This is a genomic window from Anabaena sp. WA102 (genome assembly GCF_001277295.1).
Lineage (GTDB): Bacteria > Cyanobacteriota > Cyanobacteriia > Cyanobacteriales > Nostocaceae > Dolichospermum > Dolichospermum heterosporum.
On record NZ_CP011456.1, the window covers coordinates 2,833,516 to 2,853,781 of the forward strand.

Below are 20,266 nucleotides of genomic sequence, written 5' to 3' on the forward strand. Positions count from 1 at the left end.
AAGTGGTATCCCGTAATTTTCATCACATTGTTACCCCCCTTACAAAGGGGAGAAACAAGAAAATCCAGTTCCCTCCCCTTTATAAGGGGAGGGTTAGGGAGGGGTAAAACATTTGATACAGCAATCGTGACTTTTCAAACACCCTCTAAATTAATACTATTTAGGGCTTGCTGAAAAAGTTATCTGTGAGGGCTAGAAGTATGGCTAACGCCACGCTACGCTATCAGGAGTTCAGGAGTGTATAAGTAGGTGAACACAATAAAACCAAACTGTGTAAAGAAATGTAAAATCGCCTAAACCCTCTTCACTCTTGCCTCTTGCCTCTTGCCTTTTGCCTTGCCATAACGACAATTTTCAACGCCAACCTACTTACTGCTATATTGTTAATTTACAATTTCTGCAATAATTCCTGAGTTAACTGCATAAATGCCTTAGAACCCGCTGTATTCGGACTTAGTAAAGAAACGGGCATAAAACTATCAACAGCTTTGGCAACATTAACATCAACGGGGATTTGAGCTTTACAGATTTTATCTACTCCAAAATCTTCGATAACTCGGTGCATTACCTGTTTATAATATCTGCCATTCAGGAGATTGGCATTGGACATACTAAAGACAATTCCCAACATTTTTATATCTATTTTGGCTTCATGTTCGTGACTTTCTTTTAATTGGGCAATGCGTCTTTCTAAAAGTTGAATTCCGACTACAGATAAGGGTTCTGGTCTAGCGGGAAGAATGTAGAAATCACTGGTAGCTAAAGCACTTCGAGTCAGGAGATTATAACCGGGAGCGCAATCTAAAAGAATAAAATCATATTCATTCCGTATAGGTTCTAAAATATCTCTAATTAAGACCCTTTCAAAGCGATTCCAGATAGTTTCAAAATCCTGTTCTCCTAATGCTACTGATTGATTATGCAGCATTTCTGAAACCAAAAATTCATCATATAAATCTATGTCTCCTGGTAATAAGTTTAATCCAGTCAGGTTACAAATCTCAGGTTGAATGATGTCCCCAATTGTAAATTTTGCCTCTGGTTCAGGGTTGATAATTTGATCTAGTAAATATCTAAATGTCTTTCTTTGTTTGCGACGTTTGGCAAAATCAACAGGTGACATTAAACTCAGTGTGGCACTGATTTGACTATCTAAATCTAAAACAAGTACCTTTTTTCCGTGATTTTTGGCTAAACAGGTGGCTATATTCACGGTAATGGTGGTTTTACCAACTCCACCTTTCATGTTTGCGGTTGCAATTACATATCCCATTTTAATTCCTCTACTGACGCTTTCCCAATGATATAGCGTTTATATTATCTAATAAATTTAGATCCCCGACTTCTTAGAGAAGTCGGGGATCTTTTTTTTAAGGTAGTTTAATAGTTTGTGCTAATAAGCTTTGAAGACGTTGTCCGTGCGAACCACCTTGGTAAACTAAATCACCTTTGCCTAATAAATAGGCTGCTGTTGTTTCTTTTCCACCCAGAATAATACATGAATCTGCTTGGCTGGAGGTACGTAGGGCGACTCGTCCAGGTAGGTTAGAACGGATAATTGGGGTGACAATACTGGCTTCTGGGCGTTGTGTGGAAATAATTAGATGAATACCTGCGGCTCTTGCCATTGCGCCTAAACGTTTGATACTTTGTTCTAATATGGTGCGAATTTCTTTTTCTGCCATAAAATCGGCATATTCATCAAATATACAGACAATACGCGGTAAAGCTGGGGAAGAACGTTGATTATAGGTGGTTAAATCTGCACATTTAGCTTTTTCAAATTTTTGATAACGAGATTCCATTTCTGCAACTAGTTCCTGCATTAATTCTACGGCGCGATCGCTATCTTTGACAACTGGTGCATATAACGACGACATTTGTTCAAATTCGGGAAATGTTACCCGCTTGGGGTCAACTAAGGCAATTTTGAGATGTTGGGGAGAATGACGATAGATTAAACTGAGAAGTAAGGATCTCAAAAATTCACTTTTTCCGCTTCCTGTTGTTCCTCCCACCAAAAAATGACAAGTATTCGGATCTGATAAATCAGCCTCTAATAACTTCCCATCAATACCCACTCCAATAGCAATTTTTACGGGTGCTGTTGGGGGTAAAAACTGCTTTTGAATATAATCTTCAAATTTGGCAATTTGTCTATCTTGACGCGGCAAATCAATACTTACATAACCAGCTTGGGGAGCAATTAAAGGCGGATATTCTAACCCTAATTGTACTTGTAAATCAGCGGATAATCTGAGAATTGAAGGAACTTTCACACCTAAATGTGGTTTAATTTTCACCCGAATAAATGCCGGACTTACATCAGCACCATAATAATCTACATTAACCTTAAAAGATTCTAGAATTGCCACTAAAGATGCGCCAATTTCATCAGCATTAATAAATGTATCTTTCTGACTTTTAAAAGTATCTGAAAAACCTCTCTCCAAACCTCTCTCCTGCAAGGAGAGAGGCTTTGAATTCTCCCCCTTCCCTGGTAGGGAAGGGGGTTGGGGGGTTAGGTTTCGTGTTGGGTTTTCCAAATAATGTGAAGAGTCAGATGTATCTTCTCGTTTTTTGGAAGGTGCTATAAAATCAGGATTGTCATTATCTGGAATAACTTTATTTGGCGGTGCATTAGATTCAACATCGAAAAAAGTCTGACACTTTTGTTGTTGGGGGCAAATTTCACACAAATGAGGTTGAGTTGTCGCAGGTGGTGGGTTAGGATTGGGAGATTCCCAACTCAACCATTGTTGCATTTGTAATAATTTATAGGGAATTAATTGATGAACCGTATTTTCTAACTGTTCCCAAGAATATTTGTATTCTTTAAATTCTGGTAAAACACAATAAACAGCAGAATCAATAGGTGGTTTTTTCCGCTTCGATAACATATAACTATAGAGAGAAACTTGCGCTAATTGTGCTGCTGAATCTACAGGTTGATAGGTTTTAAATTCTACCATACAAAGGCGTTTAAGTTCAAAATTAAAAACCAGACAATCAAACTCACCTCTAATTAATTGTTTTGTGCCATTAGGTAAATCAAAGTAATATTCTAAATTGTGTTCTCCAGAAATAAAAGTATTAGAAATAACCGTTTCTGCACTGCAATAACGACGATTAATTACTAACAATTCAGTAAACTTTTTAATTAATCCTTGTAAACCTTGCCAAACTTGTAGTAATACAGGTGCTTTACTCGCGTCTTTTGCAATGGCATTTTGTAAATAGGGAAAGAACTTAATTTGATAGAATAATTGTTGAATTTTTGATGTTAGTTCATCTACATTTAATTGTGTTGCAGATGGATTTAATAAAGTTTTAAATCTGGGTTCAATTAGCAGTAAATTAATAAAATTATCCGCTAGTTGGTGAAAGATATTACCAATACCAGTAATGGTATCTTTAGAAGAGAATATTGCTTTACAATTAAAATTATGATTTAGATAAAATAGTCGCGGACACTCAAAAGCTAATCTAACTTTAGTAGGAGTTAAAGAAGAGTTTTCAGATTTATTATTTACCATATTAAATACACGATTGATAACATCAGGATTGGATATTTCCAGTAAGCGATAATGAACAGCAGCTAAATAAACTGTATCCATTGCTGCATAGTTTAACTGTTTTTGAGTCAGGGGACGTTTTCCCCAATCACTGCTTCCTTCTTCTGCGTCTACATGAGAAAATTGACAGAGTTCAGCAGCTAGAGTTTTTAGTTTTAGGTTGGTAGTTTCTAAAACTTCTTTGGTGATTTTTCTCGCTATTTTTAAAGTACAAGTGACATTTTGGGCTAGTTCCTTACCTAAATATTTTAAATCAAAACCAGCATTATGAAAAACTTTTTCAATTTGCGGATTAACCATAATTTGGTTAATGAAATATACAGCCAAATCAGGTTTATCTAAAACATCAAAAATGTAAGCAGATTCACCAGTTAAATCTGTATAATTAGCCAATACCTGAATTAGTGCTAATTTTGGTTTATCGGTATACCAATCAGCGATTTCCGTATCTATCCATAGGGTTTTAGATAGGGACAGTTGGGAAATTTGCTTGTAAATTTCAGAAGCTTCTGTCAGGTAGTGCATTAGCTGATATAAAAAATGTGCTGGATAGATTACTTGTGAGGAACTAAACAAATTAATTGAGCTTCTGGCTTGGCTTTGGGGTCAAGAATTTGAATTTTATTTTCCTCACATAGTTCTTTAATCAATACATTAATTTGATCTTCCTTAACTTTGGGAAAACTGCTAATAGCATTGTTAATTAAAGCTTGTTTCCCTAACAAATGTTGAGTTTTAACTAGATTTAATAAGAAGTCTTTAACAGGTCTTAAATCTTTTCCACCGTTACGATTTGGTTCTGGTTTTGGATTTGATTTAGAAACAATACCTAAATCCTGTAATAAAGTACATTGATTCAAAATCTCAGATTCATTAATTAAAGTTTCTAATCTTTGTAAATTAATCGTTTTCCCACCAATTACCAATTCTTGAGATTTGGCAGAATTTACCAAACTTTGATATGTTGCCAAATAGTGAATAGACTGTAGACTTGGTTTAATATGAACATGATTAGTGTTGGTAAAAATCTGTCTATAGAGTTGATTTCCCGCCATGTTTGGTTTTCCTAAATCTCCACCACGAATTAAGTGCATAGTTTGACAGAGATTTTTTTGAATTACTATTTGACAAGCATTCATTACATGATAAAAACTAGTCATATTTGAGTCTTCTGTCCAAACTATACCCAATTTTTGCCGATTTGTAGGATGTTGATAACTCAAGGAATAACTAGCATATTTTCCGCTTAAAAGTTTAGTCTTAACTCCCTGTATTTTTAAAGTAGATATAGACTGCTGCAACATCTGAATTAAATCAGGTGATGATAACAAAGAAATCTTGGTAATTTTCCCCTGACTTTTTGTATATTCGTGCTGCCATAATAATTGAAATTCTGCTTGAGTTGTATCTTGATTATCTTGATGTCGTGGTGGAACAATGATTATAGGTTTAGGAACAGTTTTTTCATTGGGTGTTGTCACCTTTATTTGTATTGTAACTGGTTCGGGCTTTGGTTTTTCATCTTCATCTAATAACGAACCTTTATATTTTTGATATTCATCACGACCTAGAGTTAGTACATTTCTAGGTATAGTTTTACCACCAGGATAGTTTTTCTCTAAAATTTGCCGATTTAGAGGAAAAATAGGTGATTCAGGTCTAGGATTTGCTAGTTGGTGTAATGGCTGAAGTTGATAAGCCCAAAGTCCTTCGGCCTGTTCTATACTAATAAGTTTTAACTGAATTGTTCGATGTATTCCTGCTTTATCGGCTGTAAAAATCCGGTCTAAATGCCGCTGCCATACACTCTTAATTACGCTGATTATCACCAAAAAATTTTTTAAGTTATCTCCATGAATTGTGGTATTAACATTGAAAAAAGGTTGTATATCCAGAAAACCTTCTGGTAACTGGGGCATAGTCTCTAAATTATCAAAACATAAAACAATCGGTTGGGTTTGTGTGGAAATTCTGCCAAAGTTGGCTAAGATATTTTTTGCAGCATCTTCTGTATCAATGCAGATTTTGACTTTGATTTCTTGCATAGAATCTTCATTTAAATCATCACCACGCAACCATTCACAAGCTAAATCATATAATTCTGGATTTGCGAGATCATGCAACACTCCAAAAAACATATCAGGATTATAAATACCTGCTTTTTTATAACTATCCTTGAGATGCTTGATAAATTTTTGCCGATTACTTTGTAATGCTTCCCAAAAATTATCATTAAATATTCGTTGTTTTATATCACTTCTTGTAAACGCCGTTAAACTTTTTAGCCACAACATTAACTGTGATTCTTTTTCACCTTCGGGAACTTGAATTAAACTATCAACAGTACGACGTAAAATATGCCGCCAGATATTACTACTATCAGCCCAGTCACACAGAACATAAGCGAAAAAGGCTTTGGGATTAAGAGTGCGTTTGAGCCGACCTAATAAATAACTTTTACCAGAACCAGAATCACCGGCTAATAAAACCGTACGGCTACGATGATCTTTACCTACTAGGTCAAGTAAACCTTCAATTTCTATGATTGCATTTTTATGAATCGACTCAACCATGAGTTTTGAATCTTGTTCTTCAGCCCAAAAATTAGTGGGCTTTAAATTGATCATGTCAAAAGGGTTAACCTCACGTTTAATAATGTCGTTAATGTCTGTCATAGATATAAGTTGGTGAGAGGAGGAAGTGATGAAAAAATGAAAAATATCGGGAATACTGTTAATTAACTATGATAAAAAACAGTTGTCCACCAATATTTTGAGGAATTCCCGTATCAATTTGTTCTGGTGTGTAAGCACTGACTTCTAGTAGGGTACTAAAATCAATTTTGTCACTTTTTTGTAACCTATACAACGCCTGATCTAAATCATCTCGTAATAAAGGCGGTTGTAACTTTTGCCGTAAATGGAAAATTGGTAAATAATTCTCTGTACCCAATTCCCTATCTAATTTCTTGATAGTCTCTAAAATTTCTTCATCACTGATATTGCTAGTAATATCAGAATGTGATTCCATATTATCAGAAACTAAAGTAGAAACTTGTTCTGACTTAACCCGCAAATTCTTCCGTAAAAACCGCACATAATTACCCAGCAAATTAAAGTCTATATTTGCTTTTCCTTCGGGATTATATTCATCCCGCAAAACCTCAATTCCTCTTTCCGTTAACCAAACTTCAGCCTTAACCCTTTTCATCTTGATTTCAGCAGCAATTAACCCCCGTTCACTCAAGGTTTTTAAGATTGCGTCCCGTTCATCTGATTTTAGCGATGAAACTTTGATTTCACTGGGGGCTATTTTTCCAGAACTCTTACCTATTTTCTCCAGTACCTTGAGTTCTTTATCATCAATAGGTAATTGTGCCGAGTCGAGTTTCAGTAGTGCTTGACCAGGAGGTAAAATCTTGACTGTGGCAATTTCGCGGGAATAGTCTACATATTCCAGTTCCCCCAAATCTCGACAAATTTTGTTTTTCTCACTTTTAAAACTATCAAAAGTGCTGGAACTCAAGCCAGTACGATAATTGGGACATCCCAACAGCTTTAAGATGAACTTTAACTCTTTCGTTTCCATACGGTTAGTCTTGCTGTATTCGATACTTGACTACTTTAGCGCGAATCACAAAAAAATAACACACAGTTTCTATATTAACTCTAATAAGAGCGATTTTTCCCTAAAAACTCAAAATATTATCCAAGTTTTCACTGATTACGTTCTAAGTAAACGACAGGTTTTTTCTAGAGTTTTTCTACAAGCTTCCATGACAGGAAAAAACTGGGAAGACTTGGATCTTCTATCCATTGGACTTTTTTAGAAAAATTTTATACAGATATTAAATGAATTCCACCATATAAGGTATTACCTCTATTTCCATACCAAAACAATCACAAAATGAATACTGTTTAAACGAATGGTATGAACTTCAAATAAAACATGAAAATCTAAAAAGTAAACATCATACCAAAGACAAAAACTAAAATAGACCTGATTTCTCTCTGCACCTGCGCGTCTCTGAGTGAGAAAAAATTATAGGGTAGAATAAAAACCGGCGTTGGTGAATTGGGGTATGAAAGTCGAAAATTCCATCTCTCAAACCCTTACTCTCTGCGCCTCTGCGTCTCTGCGTGTTCGCGCAGCGTGCCGTAGGCATAATAAAATCATACTTTTACTCAGCAACACCTAAAAACCTACCCTAATCAACAATTTGCCAAAATCAAATTCCACTCATCTTGAGACAAAGGTATTACCTCTATTTCCATACCAAAACAATCACAAGCTGCGGCTATTAAAGCCTTAATTATTGTTTCTTGATTGATAGTTTCTGGAAATTGGATAGGATGAAAAAACTCTTGATTAAATACCTTTGCAAACAAATCCGGATCTGGATTCAATCGCATAGAACCATGCTGAAGAACTGCGTCACCTTTCCTTAATTGAGCGCTACCAATCAGTTTAGAACCATCTGCTAAAACTAAATCTGCACCTGTCGCAGTCCCAAAACAATTAGGATTGTGAATATAACCGCGTCCAGCTTGACCATAGTACAATTCTATATCGAGCGATCGCCATCCTTGAATCAAAAACTCACAAATCTGCCCATACACATCCAAACGATTTCCCCTCAGTCCAGACGTGACGACAGAGTAAGTTAAATCACCTTGATGTAAAACAGCCCTACCACCTGTAGGACGACGCACCAAATCTAATTTCTCCCCTTTCCACCGCAAACCTTGCCAAAATTCAGGATATTGACGTTGATGATAACCCAAAGAAATTGCGGGTGGCGACCAAGTATAAAAACGTAAAGTTGGCGGATGTTGTCCCGACTCATGTTGTGCTAATAACCAGCGGTCTATAGCCATCTGAACATCACCAGCGGCAGCTAAAATGGGAATAAGTCGCCACACCTGCGAATCAGGCATTAAATATCACATTCCTTAACTAAGATTATCGAAACCTAAACTGCACAGAACTCGGATTGCAGATATTCATCATTATCATCAGCGATAGTCGCAACAATAGTAATGATGCGGGAAACTTCCCCTGGTGACAACTCCGCTAAAGTGCGTGTAGAAATCACCACCACCTGATGGTCAATAATGCCAAAGCGGGCTTCAAAGGTACTTACACAATTTAACTCTAAGAGATATCGTGTCAATCTGGCTTCATCTTGTACAGGTAACTTCAGCACCGCAGACCAAACCGTGATTGTATCTTCATCAGTAATTCCCGTCAATTGCACAAATACTTCTATACTGCCATATTGGAACTTCCACAGATATCCACCCTCAGCAGCATGACTAACCATTGCACTTTGATCTTGTGCCAGGGTATCAATTACATTTTCAATAACTTCCACATGATTTGGGGCTGTGGTTTCTTGAATAACTTCATCCAGTAACTCATTTGGAGTTGGGGTTTCTAGGTAGCTGGCCATACAGATTTTTTCTAAGTAATATAGTCACTGCTTTAATCTACTATTATGCTACCAAAAATGCCAGCATCTAACATACCTGTCTTCCCAAGTCGAGATGTCAGAATAGGAGCCATGTCAATTACTATGACATAAGCTAGACTTATTGTTATGCAGTAAAAACTTGGTTAAATTCTCAATTATTTTTTCCCGGTTTCAGGGCTTCACATCCAGAACCATTAGATGTAAGTCACATTTACCTTCATTTTAGGTAAAGATTTGTAGATTTATTATCTATTGTGTCTTATTAACGAGACTAAATGCCCATTTTGTTTATCTTACATCATTAAATTTCCGCTGTCGGTTACATAAGCTACTAATTTTAGTTAAAATAGGTAATCCAAAGCAGTTTATTTTGGTGTAGCGCAAAAATTACTCGCTAGTTTAGCGTCACAAGATGTAAAAATCAGGCAAAAGGAACAATTTGCTTATTTTTAGCATCAAAGGATACGGAACTGTGAGTTAAATCGTGAGTTACATAATGTACGCAAATTCATCGAAACTCAAGTTGACAAATTAGGGTGCTATCTGTTGAGAGGTTCTAGAATCTGACGTAAAAAACCGAAAAAACCCCAAAAACTTTTTTGAGATTTTTCCGGATTAGCCAAAAAATCTGCGATTATTGTTACACTGATTTTAATAAGCACTATGAATATTAAGCTTGATCACAGCACCCCATGTCATTTAACTTCCTTCTTTACCCTACTCATAAAAGAAGGTATTTCCCCTAATCAAATCGTTCTGGGTATTGTTCAACTAGCCACCCAGACCCATGAATTAGATGGGATGATGGCATCGGCAGATTGTTTACGGTTGCTACTGGTACTGATGCCAGCAGAGATCTGTGCCAAAGGAGTTTCTGAGTATATATCATCTTTAGCATCACAAGGCATTACCACATTAATGTTATTAGATGCTCTGAGCCTAGCTTGCTATGTTTGTGGACAATCAGACGAAGCTAACTTAGTCTACTTGACTTACAAAAGACTACAAGCTGATGCCATCATCTCCCAAATGCTTCGTGATTAAAAGCTAAGTTGTTAATTTTCCATCATTTTTCTAATATCTAACTATTTTCAAGTTAATTCCTACTTGTACATGGCAATTTTGTACTGGATAAATCCGTTTGTTCATTAGGCAATCGGTCGGTTTGATTAATATATAATTTTCTGGGCAACTGTTACTCAATGGCTGTTAGCTATGGCTTGGCTATGATTTGAATATTGCAATATTTCTTGTGAGTTTGACAGCACCGCATCTATCGCTTATCATCTGGGTTGGAAGTCTCTAGTGGTGGGGTAATCCCTGCATCCATAACTTCTCAACTTTTTCTTTAACCCTGTTGATATTCCATTAAAGCTGGAAACTAAAATGGTTATCTGCCAAAATGCCAAAATATGAGATCATCAGCGGAACATTTCGGGAATTCTATATTTTGCAAGTGAAGCGAGCATTTGGTTTGCCGGATTTAGCTTAACCAACAGAAGCCCCACGTCTGACCCGATAGGGCCGCGTGGGATGAATGGCGCGTGAATTAACGACGATTTTCCGACCAACGCGACAGCAAGGAAGGAAAACATGGAGAGAATTCACAAAATTTGTGTTATGAATTGAATATCTCGGCAAGGCGAGAGAATAGCGATAACCAAGCTAGATACATGATCATTTTTTTGATTAACCTTGATTTTGCCTTTGGAACGAGGGGTCAGCCTATCGCCTTAACATCAGTCTTGTTGTTCTCGAAGAGCAAAAAGCTGTTAACTGGGTAGGAAGCCTATACTTACCCGCAAGGGAAGTGTAGGTAGTTCACATTGATAATTTCACCTTTATTTCATCTGGGGTTGGCATCTTGTGAGATGAACAGTATCGAGCTAATCACAATGCTTACTTACTCTCCAAACCCAACCTTCAGAACCAACTTGCCAAAATCACCCCTATTGGCAACGGTGACGGACGCACTAGGTAAAGTTCCTATTGTCCGATTAAATCGAATTCACCCAAGTTGTCAACAACATCATTTATATTTAAAACTAGAATCTTGTAATCCTGGTGGTAGTATTAAAGAAAAAAATGCGGCTTATCTGGTGAATGAAGCCGAAAAACAGGGTTTATTGCGAGCAGGTGGGACAATTATTGAATCTAGTTCTGGTAACTTTGGCATTGGATTAGCAATTGTGGGCGCTACTAAGGGTTACAGGGTAATGATTGTGATTGATGCCAAAACCCCTGTCACCATGCGAAGAATGCTTACAGCCTACGGTGCAGAATTGGTAGAAGTGCCTTTAAGTGCGGCTGATGCTCAAGGTTCGATGCAAGTAGCAAGAATGACAAAGGCTCAGGAATTAGCCGCAAATATTCCTGATTCTTGGTATTCTTGTCAACATAAAAATCCTAGTAATACTGATGCCCATGAACTTTGGACGGCGCGGGAAATTGAAGAAGCTTTTGGTGGTGCGCCGGATGCTATTGTTATTGGAGTTAGCACAGCCGGACAATTAGGTGGTATTAGTCGCTACTTTAAAAAGTATTATCCCCAAACCAGAATTATTGGTGTAGATGTGGCAGGATCAGCAATTTTTGGTACTCCCAGACACCCCTATAAGATGACTGGACTGGGTTTATCTTTCGTTCCCCCCAATTTTGACCCACAGGTGTTAGATGCGGCTTATAGCGTGGATGATGCTTTGGCGTTTTCTGTTTGTCATGCTTTGGCTAAACAGGAAGGTATGCTTTTAGGTGCTTCCACTGGTGCAATTGTGGCCGCAGCTTTAGCAGATACTCAAAGATTTACTCAGCCTCAAACTATGTTACTACTTAATCCTGATCGGGGCGATCGCTACCTGGAAACAGTTTACAATGCTGATTGGCTTACAGCACAAGGAATTAACATCCTTGAACATTCCCATCTCACAGAAGCAATTGCTAATCTTCTACCTGTACCATTGGATATTGTCGGTAGGAGTCAGGAGTGATAAAGATAATTATCTCACGCAAAGGCGCAAAGGCGCAAAGACTAAAAGGTTGAAATCTGGATTTTGCGCTTTTTTGTCAAAATAGCGTTATTATCACTCATTAGTTGGAAATGATATGAAGTTACAAGAACCCCAATCTCAACCAGTTAGTTTAGGGAGTTTATGGCGGGAATTTTTGCCTTTGTCTCTCAGTGATGTAACTATGGCCTGTGGTGATCCGATGATGACCACTACATTGGCTTATCTTCCTGATGCTCAAGTTAACTTAGCGGCTGTAGGTATTGCTAAATCTTTGGCGATATTTTTTGAAAGTCCGATTATTATGATTTTGCACGCTGCTAATGCTTTAGCTGGTTCTCAAGATTCACGTAAGGCATTATGGCGGTTTACATTATTTGTAGGTGCGGGACTGACTTGTTTATTGAGTTTGTTGGGACTACCAATGATATTTAATTTTGTGGGTGTGAGTCTGTTGGGCATACCATCTGCAATGTTGGCTACAGTTAGTCAAGTATTATTATTAATAGGTGGTTGGCCATTTGCGATCGCCTGGCGGCGTTATTTTCAAGGGTTATTAATTTATCATGGTCAGTCTCGCGCTGTGGCAAAAGCCAGTATTCTCAGGTTATTCACATTAGCATTAGTCCTCACGGGTGGATTTTTCTTGCCCATATCTGGGGGTGTACTTGCTGGATTTGCCCTCATCAGTGGGGTGGTTGTCGAAGCAATAGCTGTAACAATTTTTGCTCGGCTTTCTGGTGCAACTTTACCGCCACAAATAGAACAACCTAATTTACCCCGTAACTTAGCACAGGTGTGGAAGTTCTATTTACCTTTAGCTAATTCTATGATGGTGGTTTGGGGCGGAAGGGCGATATTAATTAGCATTCTTGCCCGCGCTGAAGATTCGACAATTGCTATTGCTGCTTGGTCTGCGGCTTGGGGACTGGTTCTTGTAATTGCCAATTCTACCCGGATGGTACAGCAAATGGTGATTAAATATCGTCATCAAGTGAGCGATCGCCAATTGCTGAGTTTTGCTATCAGTGTCGGTGCTGCTTGTTCTAGCTTACTATTATTGATGAGTGTAACACCAATAGGCGATCGTATCGTTCAAAGTTTCATTGGTAATGATATTATCTTAGCTAACAGCATCAAACCTGTACTTTTAATTTGTACAATTGTGCCATTATTTGTGGCTTTACAAAATGCAACTCAGGGTTTTTTAGTCAGCGAAAACCGCACAGGGCAAGTAAATCTATCTACCTGGTTAGGAACAGGGACTTTATTGATAATTGCCACCTTTGCTATTAACAAGGGCATGAATGGGGCAATGGCCGCCGCTATTGCCATGATTACATCTATGTTAGTTGAAGTTACTTGTTTACTTTGGAAACGAGCGGCAAAATCACAGTAAATGTACTGCCCTTATTTACATGACTTTGTACTTCTAATTTACCTTTGTGAGTTTGGACAATTGCCAAAGTAATAGCCAAACCTAATCCAGAACCACCAGTATTGCGAGAACGATCTGCATTAACTCGATAAAAGCGCTCAAAGATGTGGGGAAGATCAGAATTAGAAATACCAATACCTGTATCTTTAATAGTAATTACACCTTGATGATCATTAGTTGTCAGATGAATATTTACTTCCCCAGATTCAGGAGTGTATTTAATGGCATTACCAACTAAATTCAACAACATTCGATAAATTTGACTTTCATTACCGTGAATATAAAAATCAGATTGATCAGGAATATGACTAGATAATAAAACTTGTGCATCCATAGCCATTGGCATTAATTCCTCTTCTACATCTGCAACTAAATCATTCAAACAAATTTGCTGTAACTTAGCTTCTTGTAATCCACTTTCTAATCTAGATAATAATAACAAATCCTGTGTTAATGTTACTAATCTTTTAATTTGTCTCTTCAATGCTTTTTGAGTTTCTGGGCTAATTGAATTTGTTTCGACAATGGTTTGTAAAGATGTAATGGGAGTTCTTAATTCATGTGCCGCGTCAGCGGTAAATTGTTGTAATTGTTGATATGATTTTTCAATTGGCTGCATAGCTAAACCTGCTAACCACCAACCTGCACCACCAATGAGGATCATAGAAGAGGGAATACCCAATCCTAATAACCAATGTAAACTATTCATATAATCATTTAATCGTTGTACAGTTCGTCCAACTTGTAAATATCCCCATAATTGATTATTGTTGATTTTTAAGGGCATTAAATGTAAATGATATAGTTCACCATGACGATTTTTGATATCATAAGAATGATTGAGGTGAATATTATCGGGAAATTCATCTGGATTATTACCAATCGCAGCAGTTGCTTCTCCTGATAGTGTTAAAAATCTCAGATAATATCCTTCTGCTAATAAATTCAGTAAATCTGATTCTGATTTAATGGGTAAACAAGATTGTTGCTTTAAACAAAGTCCTGGTAAAGATTTTTGAGTAGTAATAGATAATTCTCCAGGAATTTTTAACTCTGTTTTTAATTGATCTTGAAATACCTTACCAAAAACTTCCAATTCTCGATCAACTGTGCGAGTAAAAGCTTGTACCATGACACTGTGAGCGATGCAACCACATAGTAATAAAGTTGATCCCATCACACCAGCATAGGTAATCGCTAATTTAAACCGAGAATGATTGAATAGTGAATTATTATTCATCTGATTTTAGATTTTGTAAATATAAGATCCCCGACTTCTGGCATTAATTGATAACTTATTGACAAAATAAAAAAGAAGTCGGGGATCTCAACTATGCGGAAAAACGATAACCAAAACCTCGGATAGTTTCAATTGCTTTAGAAAAACCACATTCTGATAATTTGCGTCTTAGTAATCTTACTTGTGCAGCAACAACATTACTCACAGTATCACTTTCAAAATCCCACAATCTAGCGCGAATTTGTTCATGAGTTAGTATTTGTTGAGGATGTTGCATGAAATATTCTAAAAGTTGAAATTCTTTAGCTGTGAGGATAATTGGTGAAGAATTTTCCACTGCTAAATTCACAACTGAAAAATTACTATAATCTAAAATTAAAGAACCTATTTGTAACTGCGGTGGTTGAAAATTTGGTAATCTTCTTTGTAATGCTCTTACCCGCGCCAATAATTCTTCCATACCAAAGGGTTTCACTAGGTAATCATCTGCACCTGCATCTAAACCCGTAACACGATCATTCATGCTATCTCTAGCTGTTAATAACATAATTGGTAACTGATTTTTTTGCGCCCTTAATCTTTTACACAATTCCAATCCTGACAACTTTGGTAACATCCAATCTAAAATCGCAATTTCATATCTTTGAGGTATTGTCTGCAAATAATCCCAAGCAGTCTCTCCATCTTCCACCCAATCTACTATATAATCGCGTTGAATAAGAGCATTATGAATACCATTTCCTAAATCATGTTCATCTTCAACTAATAATAACCGCATAATAATAATTATATGTAAGACTGCACAGAATAATTATCATCCATATTTATCCGCGTTCATCTGCGTTTATCTGCGTTTAATTATTCTTAAAATTCTCTTCTATGCAGTCTCATCTTAATTTGGTACAAGTAAAAATTAAAAGTGTTTTACCAAATATTTCTAGTTGGTTGCTGATTATTTATTGTCAGAAAATTTTTAGTCCCATTAAAAAACGTCTGGGAGTGTTGCCGTGTTTCCACCCCAGACGTTTTTTAAACTTGCTCCTCACACACAAATCTAATTTATCACCCTTTTCTGAAAATGGCAAGTACCCTAGACAACAATTTTAGAAATTGTTTGGAACAGGCAAGAGGCAAGAGGCAAGAGGGAACAAGATTTTTACCAATTACCCATTACCTAATGCAAAAAGTGGCGTACACCAGTGAGAACCATTAATAATCCCAGTTCGTTAGCGGCTTTGATAGAATCCTTATCCTTGAGACTGCCTCCGGGTTGGACAATGGCGGTAATTCCGGCTGCTGCGGCGGCTTTAACGGTATCATCGAAGGGGAAGAAGCCGTCACTAGCGAGGAATGCTCCTTGGGCTTTTTCTCCAGCTTGTTCGAGAGCGATTTTTGTCGAACCGACACGGTTCATTTGTCCAGCCCCGACACCTAAAGTTGTGCGATCGCTCGCAATGACGATAGCATTAGATTTAACGTGCTTGCAAACTTTCCAAGCAAACAGTAATTCTGCTAACTCCCAGGGAGTAGGTTGACGTTCAGTGACAACTTGCCATTGACTAGGATCAGCAATGATATCATCAGCAGATTGGACTAAAAACCCACCAGCTACAGCTTTCACAGTTTCTTTTGGTCCAGTCAGCAAATCTGGTAAAATCAAAACTCGGACATTGCCTTTTTTAGTTAAAATTTCCTGAGCTTCCTCGTCACAACCAGGAGCAACTACGCACTCTAAAAACGTCTTCGTTAATTCCGTCGCTGTCCCTGCATCAATAGGACGGTTTAAAGCCACAATTCCCCCAAAAGCCGAGATAGAATCAGCATTAAAGGCTTTTTGATAAGCGTCAAAAATTGTGTCTGCTTCCGCAGTTCCACAGGGATTAGTATGTTTGATAATTGTCGCCGCAGGACTGGTTGTAAATTCAGCAATTATCCGCCGTGCAGCTTCCAAATCTACCAAATTATTATAACTGAGTTCCTTACCTTGCAGTTTTGTCGCTGCTGTCCAACCTGTAGCTTCACTTCCCGTTTGATACCATGCTGCGGGTTGGTGAGGATTTTCTCCATAACGCAAAGATTGGAGTTGTGTACCGGAAATGGTAAATTCTTGTGCTTGTGTGCCAGCTAAATAAGATGCTATGGCATTATCATAACTAGCAGTATGCAAAAATCCCTTTAAAGCACATTTTTGGCGAAACTCTAAAGATGCCTCTCCATTTTGGCGTAATTCTTGCAAATACTCACCATATTGAGCAGGATCACATAATACCGTCAAATGGGCGTAATTTTTGGAAGAAGCCCTTAACATAGCCGGGCCACCAATATCAATTTGTTCCACCGCGTCAGCTAAAGTCACACCTGGTTTAGCAATGGTTTCTGCAAAAGGATAAAGATTAACAACGACTAAATCAATGGGACGAATTTGATTATTTTCCAAATCTGTGACATCTTGCTCCACATCTCGCCGTGCTAAAATCCCCCCATGAATGCGAGGATGAAGAGTTTTCACCCGACCGCCTAAAATTTCCGGTGAACCCGTATAATCAGAAACCTTAGTAACTGGTATGCCGGCATCTTTCAGGGTTTTGGCTGTTCCCCCACTGCTGATAATATCAAAGCCAAATTCTTCAACCAAACTCCGGGCTAAATCAATTACACCAGTTTTATTAGATACACTCAGCAGGGCTAAACGCGCCATAATTCCCTAGATTCCTTTGGACTAAATTGCAAACAGAAGAACATTTTACCGAAAGGGTGTTAAAAGTTCATACCAAATTAAGATAAAGCTGTATAAAAGCAGATTTATAGAATTTTGAACGCAGATAAACGCAGATAAACGCGGATGAATGAATGGATCTGATGATTCTGTGCCACCTCACATAAAAATCATGTGACATACTCCACACACTCCCTTTCAGGTGAGTGTGGGCTTCTCAGCGACTCTTCTATGAAGACATTGACTGAGCTTTAAGACCGTGTGTCCCACGGTTCTTGATATTTATAGCCGCGTTCAAGTCCCTACACAAACTCCCATGACATGCAGGGCAGTTGTGCATTCTTTGAGATAGCGGCTTTTTAACTTTGTTACCACAACTAGAACATTCTTGGCTTGTCCCGTTGGGATTTACAGCAACCACCTTCAGCCCAGCATTTTCGGCTTTGACTGTTAGTATTGAAATAAATTGTCCCCAACCAGCATCGTTAATACTTTTTGCCAATCTTGTTCTAGCAAGTCCCTTGATGTTTAACTTTTCAACAGCTACTACATCATACTTGTTCAGTAGATTGTTTGCAGTTTTAAAATGAAAATCTTTGCGGGTATCTGATACTTTCTTATGTTGAATACCCAGTTTTTTAATCGCTTTTTTACGACGATTAGATCCCTTCTTTCTGCGAGAAACACGACGTTGTGCAGATTCTAATTTGCGTTCAGCTTTGCGTAAAAACTTAGGAGCGGCAATTCTTTCATCATCTGAGGTGACAATAAAATCTATTAAACCTGGTTCTTCCGTACCTGTTATGCCAAATATGAGTTTATTTACCCCACAACCCATATAAATAAAGGATTTTATTGTTTTTGATACCAAATTTGTCAAAATAAACAATAAATTAACGTAAAATCCTTATATAACAAGGATTTTGGGATTTAAAAAAATAATTTAGCATAACAAGTACCGAAGAGCCGATATATTAAGATATATATAGTAAGAGGCTATGAAAATATATTGAAAATCAAAATTTACCAGAAGAATAAAAGAGTGTTCGTTTCCGACCTGTTCCCTTCTCTCGTGCTACGCACATTAGTCAGGGAACTGTCGTCAACTCACGCGCCATTCATCCCACGCTCCTAAGAGCGAGCGTGGGGCTTCTGTCGGGAAAGCTAAAATAATTAGGGCTTTATTCTCAAAAAACTGGATAATTCGGGCAGAATCCAAACAAAGTTATTATGAATAGTGTATAGAAAACCGGACTTGTACTAGCTTCGGTCTCAATAGCAAAGGTTTAGAGATGTTTACTTCATCGGAAACTCCTATAATTGCAGCCATTGTGCTGATAGCGTCCGGCATTTTAGGCTGGGGCTTTTATCGTGCCAGACCTTTTGGTAAACTAGGCATCCTCGCCTGGTTACAATCTGTTGTCTTAATGACTCCCTGGCTTTTGTTCTTTGGATTATTTGCCGCTGGGATTTATATCAATATTGTTGGTATCTTGTTCTTGGTGGTAGCTTCCGCTGGATTGTATATTTTCCTGGGTAGAAAATTACGGGAAGCCGGTCAAGATGCTATTCTCAAGCAACGGGCAACGGACAGACTTGCAGCCCAAGGTGATAAAGACAGTTCCGTTGCAGTATCAGAACTGCAATTAGAACCAACACCCATACCCGAAGCAGATTTAAGTCTGATTAGAGGTATTTTCGGCATTGACACATTTTTTGCCACAGAAACTATTCCCTACCAAGAAGGAGTGGTTTTTAAAGGCAATTTGCGGGGAGAACCAGAAGCGGTTCATAACCGACTAACAAAAAGTTTACAGGAACGCTTAGAAGATAAATATCGCCTATTTTTGGTAGAAAATACTGACGGCAAACCTGTCATAATTATTCTCCCTAGCCGCACTGACCCCCAACGCGCCCAATTGGCACAAAAAGCTTTTGCAGTGATTTTGTTCATTGCAACTATCGCTACTAGCTTAGAGGTGGGGGGTATATTACAGAATTTCGATTTATTTAGTAACCCGGAACGCTTTGCAGAAGCTTTACCTATTGCTTTGGGTTTATCGGTAATTTTGATCTCTCACGAAGTTGGACATTGGTTGTTAGCGCGTCGTCACCAAGTTAAATTAAGTTGGCCGTTCTTTTTACCAGCGGTGCAAATTGGTTCTTTTGGGGCAATTACTAGGTTTGAATCCCTTGTCCCTAGCCGTAAAGCCTTATTTGATATTGCTTTGGCAGGACCCGCTTTTGGGGGGATTACTTCTTTGTTATTACTGGTGATAGGGTTGCTACTTTCTCACCCAGGGAGTTTATTCCAATTACCCAATCAGTTTTTCCAAGGTTCAATTTTAGTCGGTAGTTTGGCACGGGTTGTCCTTGGTTCGGCTTTACAATCTCCGGTGGTGAATATTCATCCTTTGGTAATTATTGGTTGGTTGGGATTAGTTATCACTGCGTTGAATTTAATGCCCGCTGGACAACTAGACGGGGGGCGAATTGTCCAAGCGATTTATGGACGCAAAACCGCAGGAAGAACCACTTTTGCCACGATAGTTTTACTGGCTATCGTATCATTAGGTAATCCTTTGGCGATGTATTGGGCAATTGTGATTTTGTTTTTACAACGCGATTTAGAGCGCCCCAGTTTGAATGAAATTAGTGAACCAGATGATGCTAGGGCGGCTTTATGTCTTTTGGCGTTGTTTTTGATGATTGCTACTCTTTTACCTTTAACTCCGGCTTTGGCTGGGCGCTTGGGTATCGGTAGTTAGGAATTTTGGCGTTGCTGATTGAAATAATATATCTCACGCAAAGGCGCAAAG

The 20,266-nt window shown here is 38.0% G+C and carries 13 protein-coding genes and 1 pseudogene; 4 read left to right on the forward strand and 10 right to left on the reverse strand.

Annotated elements, in window-relative coordinates:
• Positions 1–388: 388 nt before the first annotated feature.
• The 6 genes from AA650_RS12230 to AA650_RS12255 form a co-directional block, all read right to left on the reverse strand.
• Positions 389–1,273: a ParA family protein gene (locus AA650_RS12230; RefSeq protein ID WP_053539229.1), complete on the reverse strand. Its 885-nt coding sequence runs from the start codon at positions 1,271–1,273 to the stop codon at positions 389–391.
• Between the two features lie 97 nt (positions 1,274–1,370).
• Positions 1,371–4,100 (reverse strand): DNA translocase FtsK, encoded by a 2,730-nt coding sequence (locus AA650_RS12235; protein WP_053539230.1) that lies wholly within the window; start codon positions 4,098–4,100, stop codon positions 1,371–1,373.
• 29 nt (positions 4,101–4,129) lie between these two features.
• A complete protein-coding gene (locus AA650_RS12240; protein ID WP_053539231.1) occupies positions 4,130–6,250 on the reverse strand; it encodes an ATP-binding protein in 2,121 nt (706 codons plus the stop codon).
• A 58-nt stretch (positions 6,251–6,308) separates the two neighbouring features.
• Positions 6,309–7,163 carry a hypothetical protein gene (locus tag AA650_RS12245; protein WP_053539232.1) on the reverse strand — a complete coding sequence of 285 codons (855 nt, stop codon included), beginning with the start codon at positions 7,161–7,163 and terminating at the stop codon, positions 6,309–6,311.
• Positions 7,164–7,786: 623 nt separating this feature from the next.
• Entirely contained in the window at positions 7,787–8,512 is a 726-nt protein-coding gene (locus AA650_RS12250) for a lipoate--protein ligase family protein (protein WP_053539233.1), read from the reverse strand.
• Between the two features lie 35 nt (positions 8,513–8,547).
• On the reverse strand, positions 8,548–9,027 hold the full coding sequence (locus AA650_RS12255; protein ID WP_053539234.1) for a YbjN domain-containing protein: 480 nt from the start codon (positions 9,025–9,027) through the stop codon (positions 8,548–8,550).
• Positions 9,028–9,711: 684 nt separating this feature from the next.
• On the opposite strand from AA650_RS12255, the gene AA650_RS12260 reads away from it, so the two are divergent.
• From AA650_RS12260 to AA650_RS12270, 3 genes are all read left to right on the forward strand, one after another.
• A complete protein-coding gene (locus AA650_RS12260; RefSeq protein WP_053539235.1) occupies positions 9,712–10,092 on the forward strand; it encodes a hypothetical protein in 381 nt (126 codons plus the stop codon).
• An 851-nt stretch (positions 10,093–10,943) separates the two neighbouring features.
• Positions 10,944–12,035 carry a cysteine synthase family protein gene (locus AA650_RS12265; RefSeq protein WP_168637043.1) on the forward strand — a complete coding sequence of 364 codons (1,092 nt, stop codon included), beginning with the start codon at positions 10,944–10,946 and terminating at the stop codon, positions 12,033–12,035.
• Between the two features lie 115 nt (positions 12,036–12,150).
• Entirely contained in the window at positions 12,151–13,452 is a 1,302-nt protein-coding gene (locus AA650_RS12270; protein ID WP_053539237.1) for a hypothetical protein, read from the forward strand.
• Here the strand turns inward: AA650_RS12270 and rppB are convergent.
• The 4 genes and pseudogenes from rppB to AA650_RS12290 all read right to left on the reverse strand — a co-directional run.
• On the reverse strand, positions 13,412–14,731 hold the full coding sequence (gene rppB / locus AA650_RS12275; RefSeq protein WP_053539238.1) for a two-component system sensor histidine kinase RppB: 1,320 nt from the start codon (positions 14,729–14,731) through the stop codon (positions 13,412–13,414). The genes AA650_RS12270 and rppB overlap by 41 nt on opposite strands.
• 91 nt (positions 14,732–14,822) lie before the next feature.
• Positions 14,823–15,509, reverse strand: coding sequence for a two-component system response regulator RppA (gene rppA, locus AA650_RS12280; RefSeq protein ID WP_053539239.1), 687 nt, complete (start codon positions 15,507–15,509; stop codon positions 14,823–14,825).
• Positions 15,510–15,905: 396 nt separating this feature from the next.
• Complete coding sequence (gene purH / locus AA650_RS12285; RefSeq protein ID WP_053539240.1) at positions 15,906–17,429, reverse strand: bifunctional phosphoribosylaminoimidazolecarboxamide formyltransferase/IMP cyclohydrolase; 1,524 nt, start codon at positions 17,427–17,429, stop codon at positions 15,906–15,908.
• A gap of 247 nt (positions 17,430–17,676) precedes the next feature.
• Positions 17,677–18,231 (reverse strand): annotated as a pseudogene (locus tag AA650_RS12290) (RNA-guided endonuclease InsQ/TnpB family protein); the annotation flags it as partial.
• 508 nt (positions 18,232–18,739) lie between these two features.
• Between AA650_RS12290 and AA650_RS12295 the strand changes: the two are divergent.
• Complete coding sequence (locus AA650_RS12295) at positions 18,740–20,215, forward strand: site-2 protease family protein (protein ID WP_053539242.1); 1,476 nt, start codon at positions 18,740–18,742, stop codon at positions 20,213–20,215.
• Positions 20,216–20,266: the final 51 nt, after the last annotated feature.

Excerpts from the sequence above, each read along its gene's own strand:
- AA650_RS12245 (WP_053539232.1), bottom strand. The coding sequence starts at position 7,163 with ATGGAAACGAAAGAGTTAAAGTTCATCTTAAAGCTGTTGGGATGTCCC.
- AA650_RS12265 (WP_168637043.1), top strand. The coding sequence starts at position 10,944 with ATGCTTACTTACTCTCCAAACCCAACCTTCAGAACCAACTTGCCAAAA.
- AA650_RS12270 (WP_053539237.1), top strand. The coding sequence starts at position 12,151 with ATGAAGTTACAAGAACCCCAATCTCAACCAGTTAGTTTAGGGAGTTTA.
- AA650_RS12235 (WP_053539230.1), bottom strand. The coding sequence starts at position 4,100 with ATGCACTACCTGACAGAAGCTTCTGAAATTTACAAGCAAATTTCCCAA.
- AA650_RS12260 (WP_053539235.1), top strand. The coding sequence starts at position 9,712 with ATGAATATTAAGCTTGATCACAGCACCCCATGTCATTTAACTTCCTTC.
- AA650_RS12230 (WP_053539229.1), bottom strand. The coding sequence starts at position 1,273 with ATGGGATATGTAATTGCAACCGCAAACATGAAAGGTGGAGTTGGTAAA.
- rppB (WP_053539238.1), bottom strand. The coding sequence starts at position 14,731 with ATGAATAATAATTCACTATTCAATCATTCTCGGTTTAAATTAGCGATT.
- AA650_RS12240 (WP_053539231.1), bottom strand. The coding sequence starts at position 6,250 with ATGACAGACATTAACGACATTATTAAACGTGAGGTTAACCCTTTTGAC.
- AA650_RS12295 (WP_053539242.1), top strand. The coding sequence starts at position 18,740 with ATGTTTACTTCATCGGAAACTCCTATAATTGCAGCCATTGTGCTGATA.
- AA650_RS12250 (WP_053539233.1), bottom strand. The coding sequence starts at position 8,512 with ATGCCTGATTCGCAGGTGTGGCGACTTATTCCCATTTTAGCTGCCGCT.
- rppA (WP_053539239.1), bottom strand. The coding sequence starts at position 15,509 with ATGCGGTTATTATTAGTTGAAGATGAACATGATTTAGGAAATGGTATT.
- purH (WP_053539240.1), bottom strand. The coding sequence starts at position 17,429 with ATGGCGCGTTTAGCCCTGCTGAGTGTATCTAATAAAACTGGTGTAATT.
- AA650_RS12255 (WP_053539234.1), bottom strand. The coding sequence starts at position 9,027 with ATGGCCAGCTACCTAGAAACCCCAACTCCAAATGAGTTACTGGATGAA.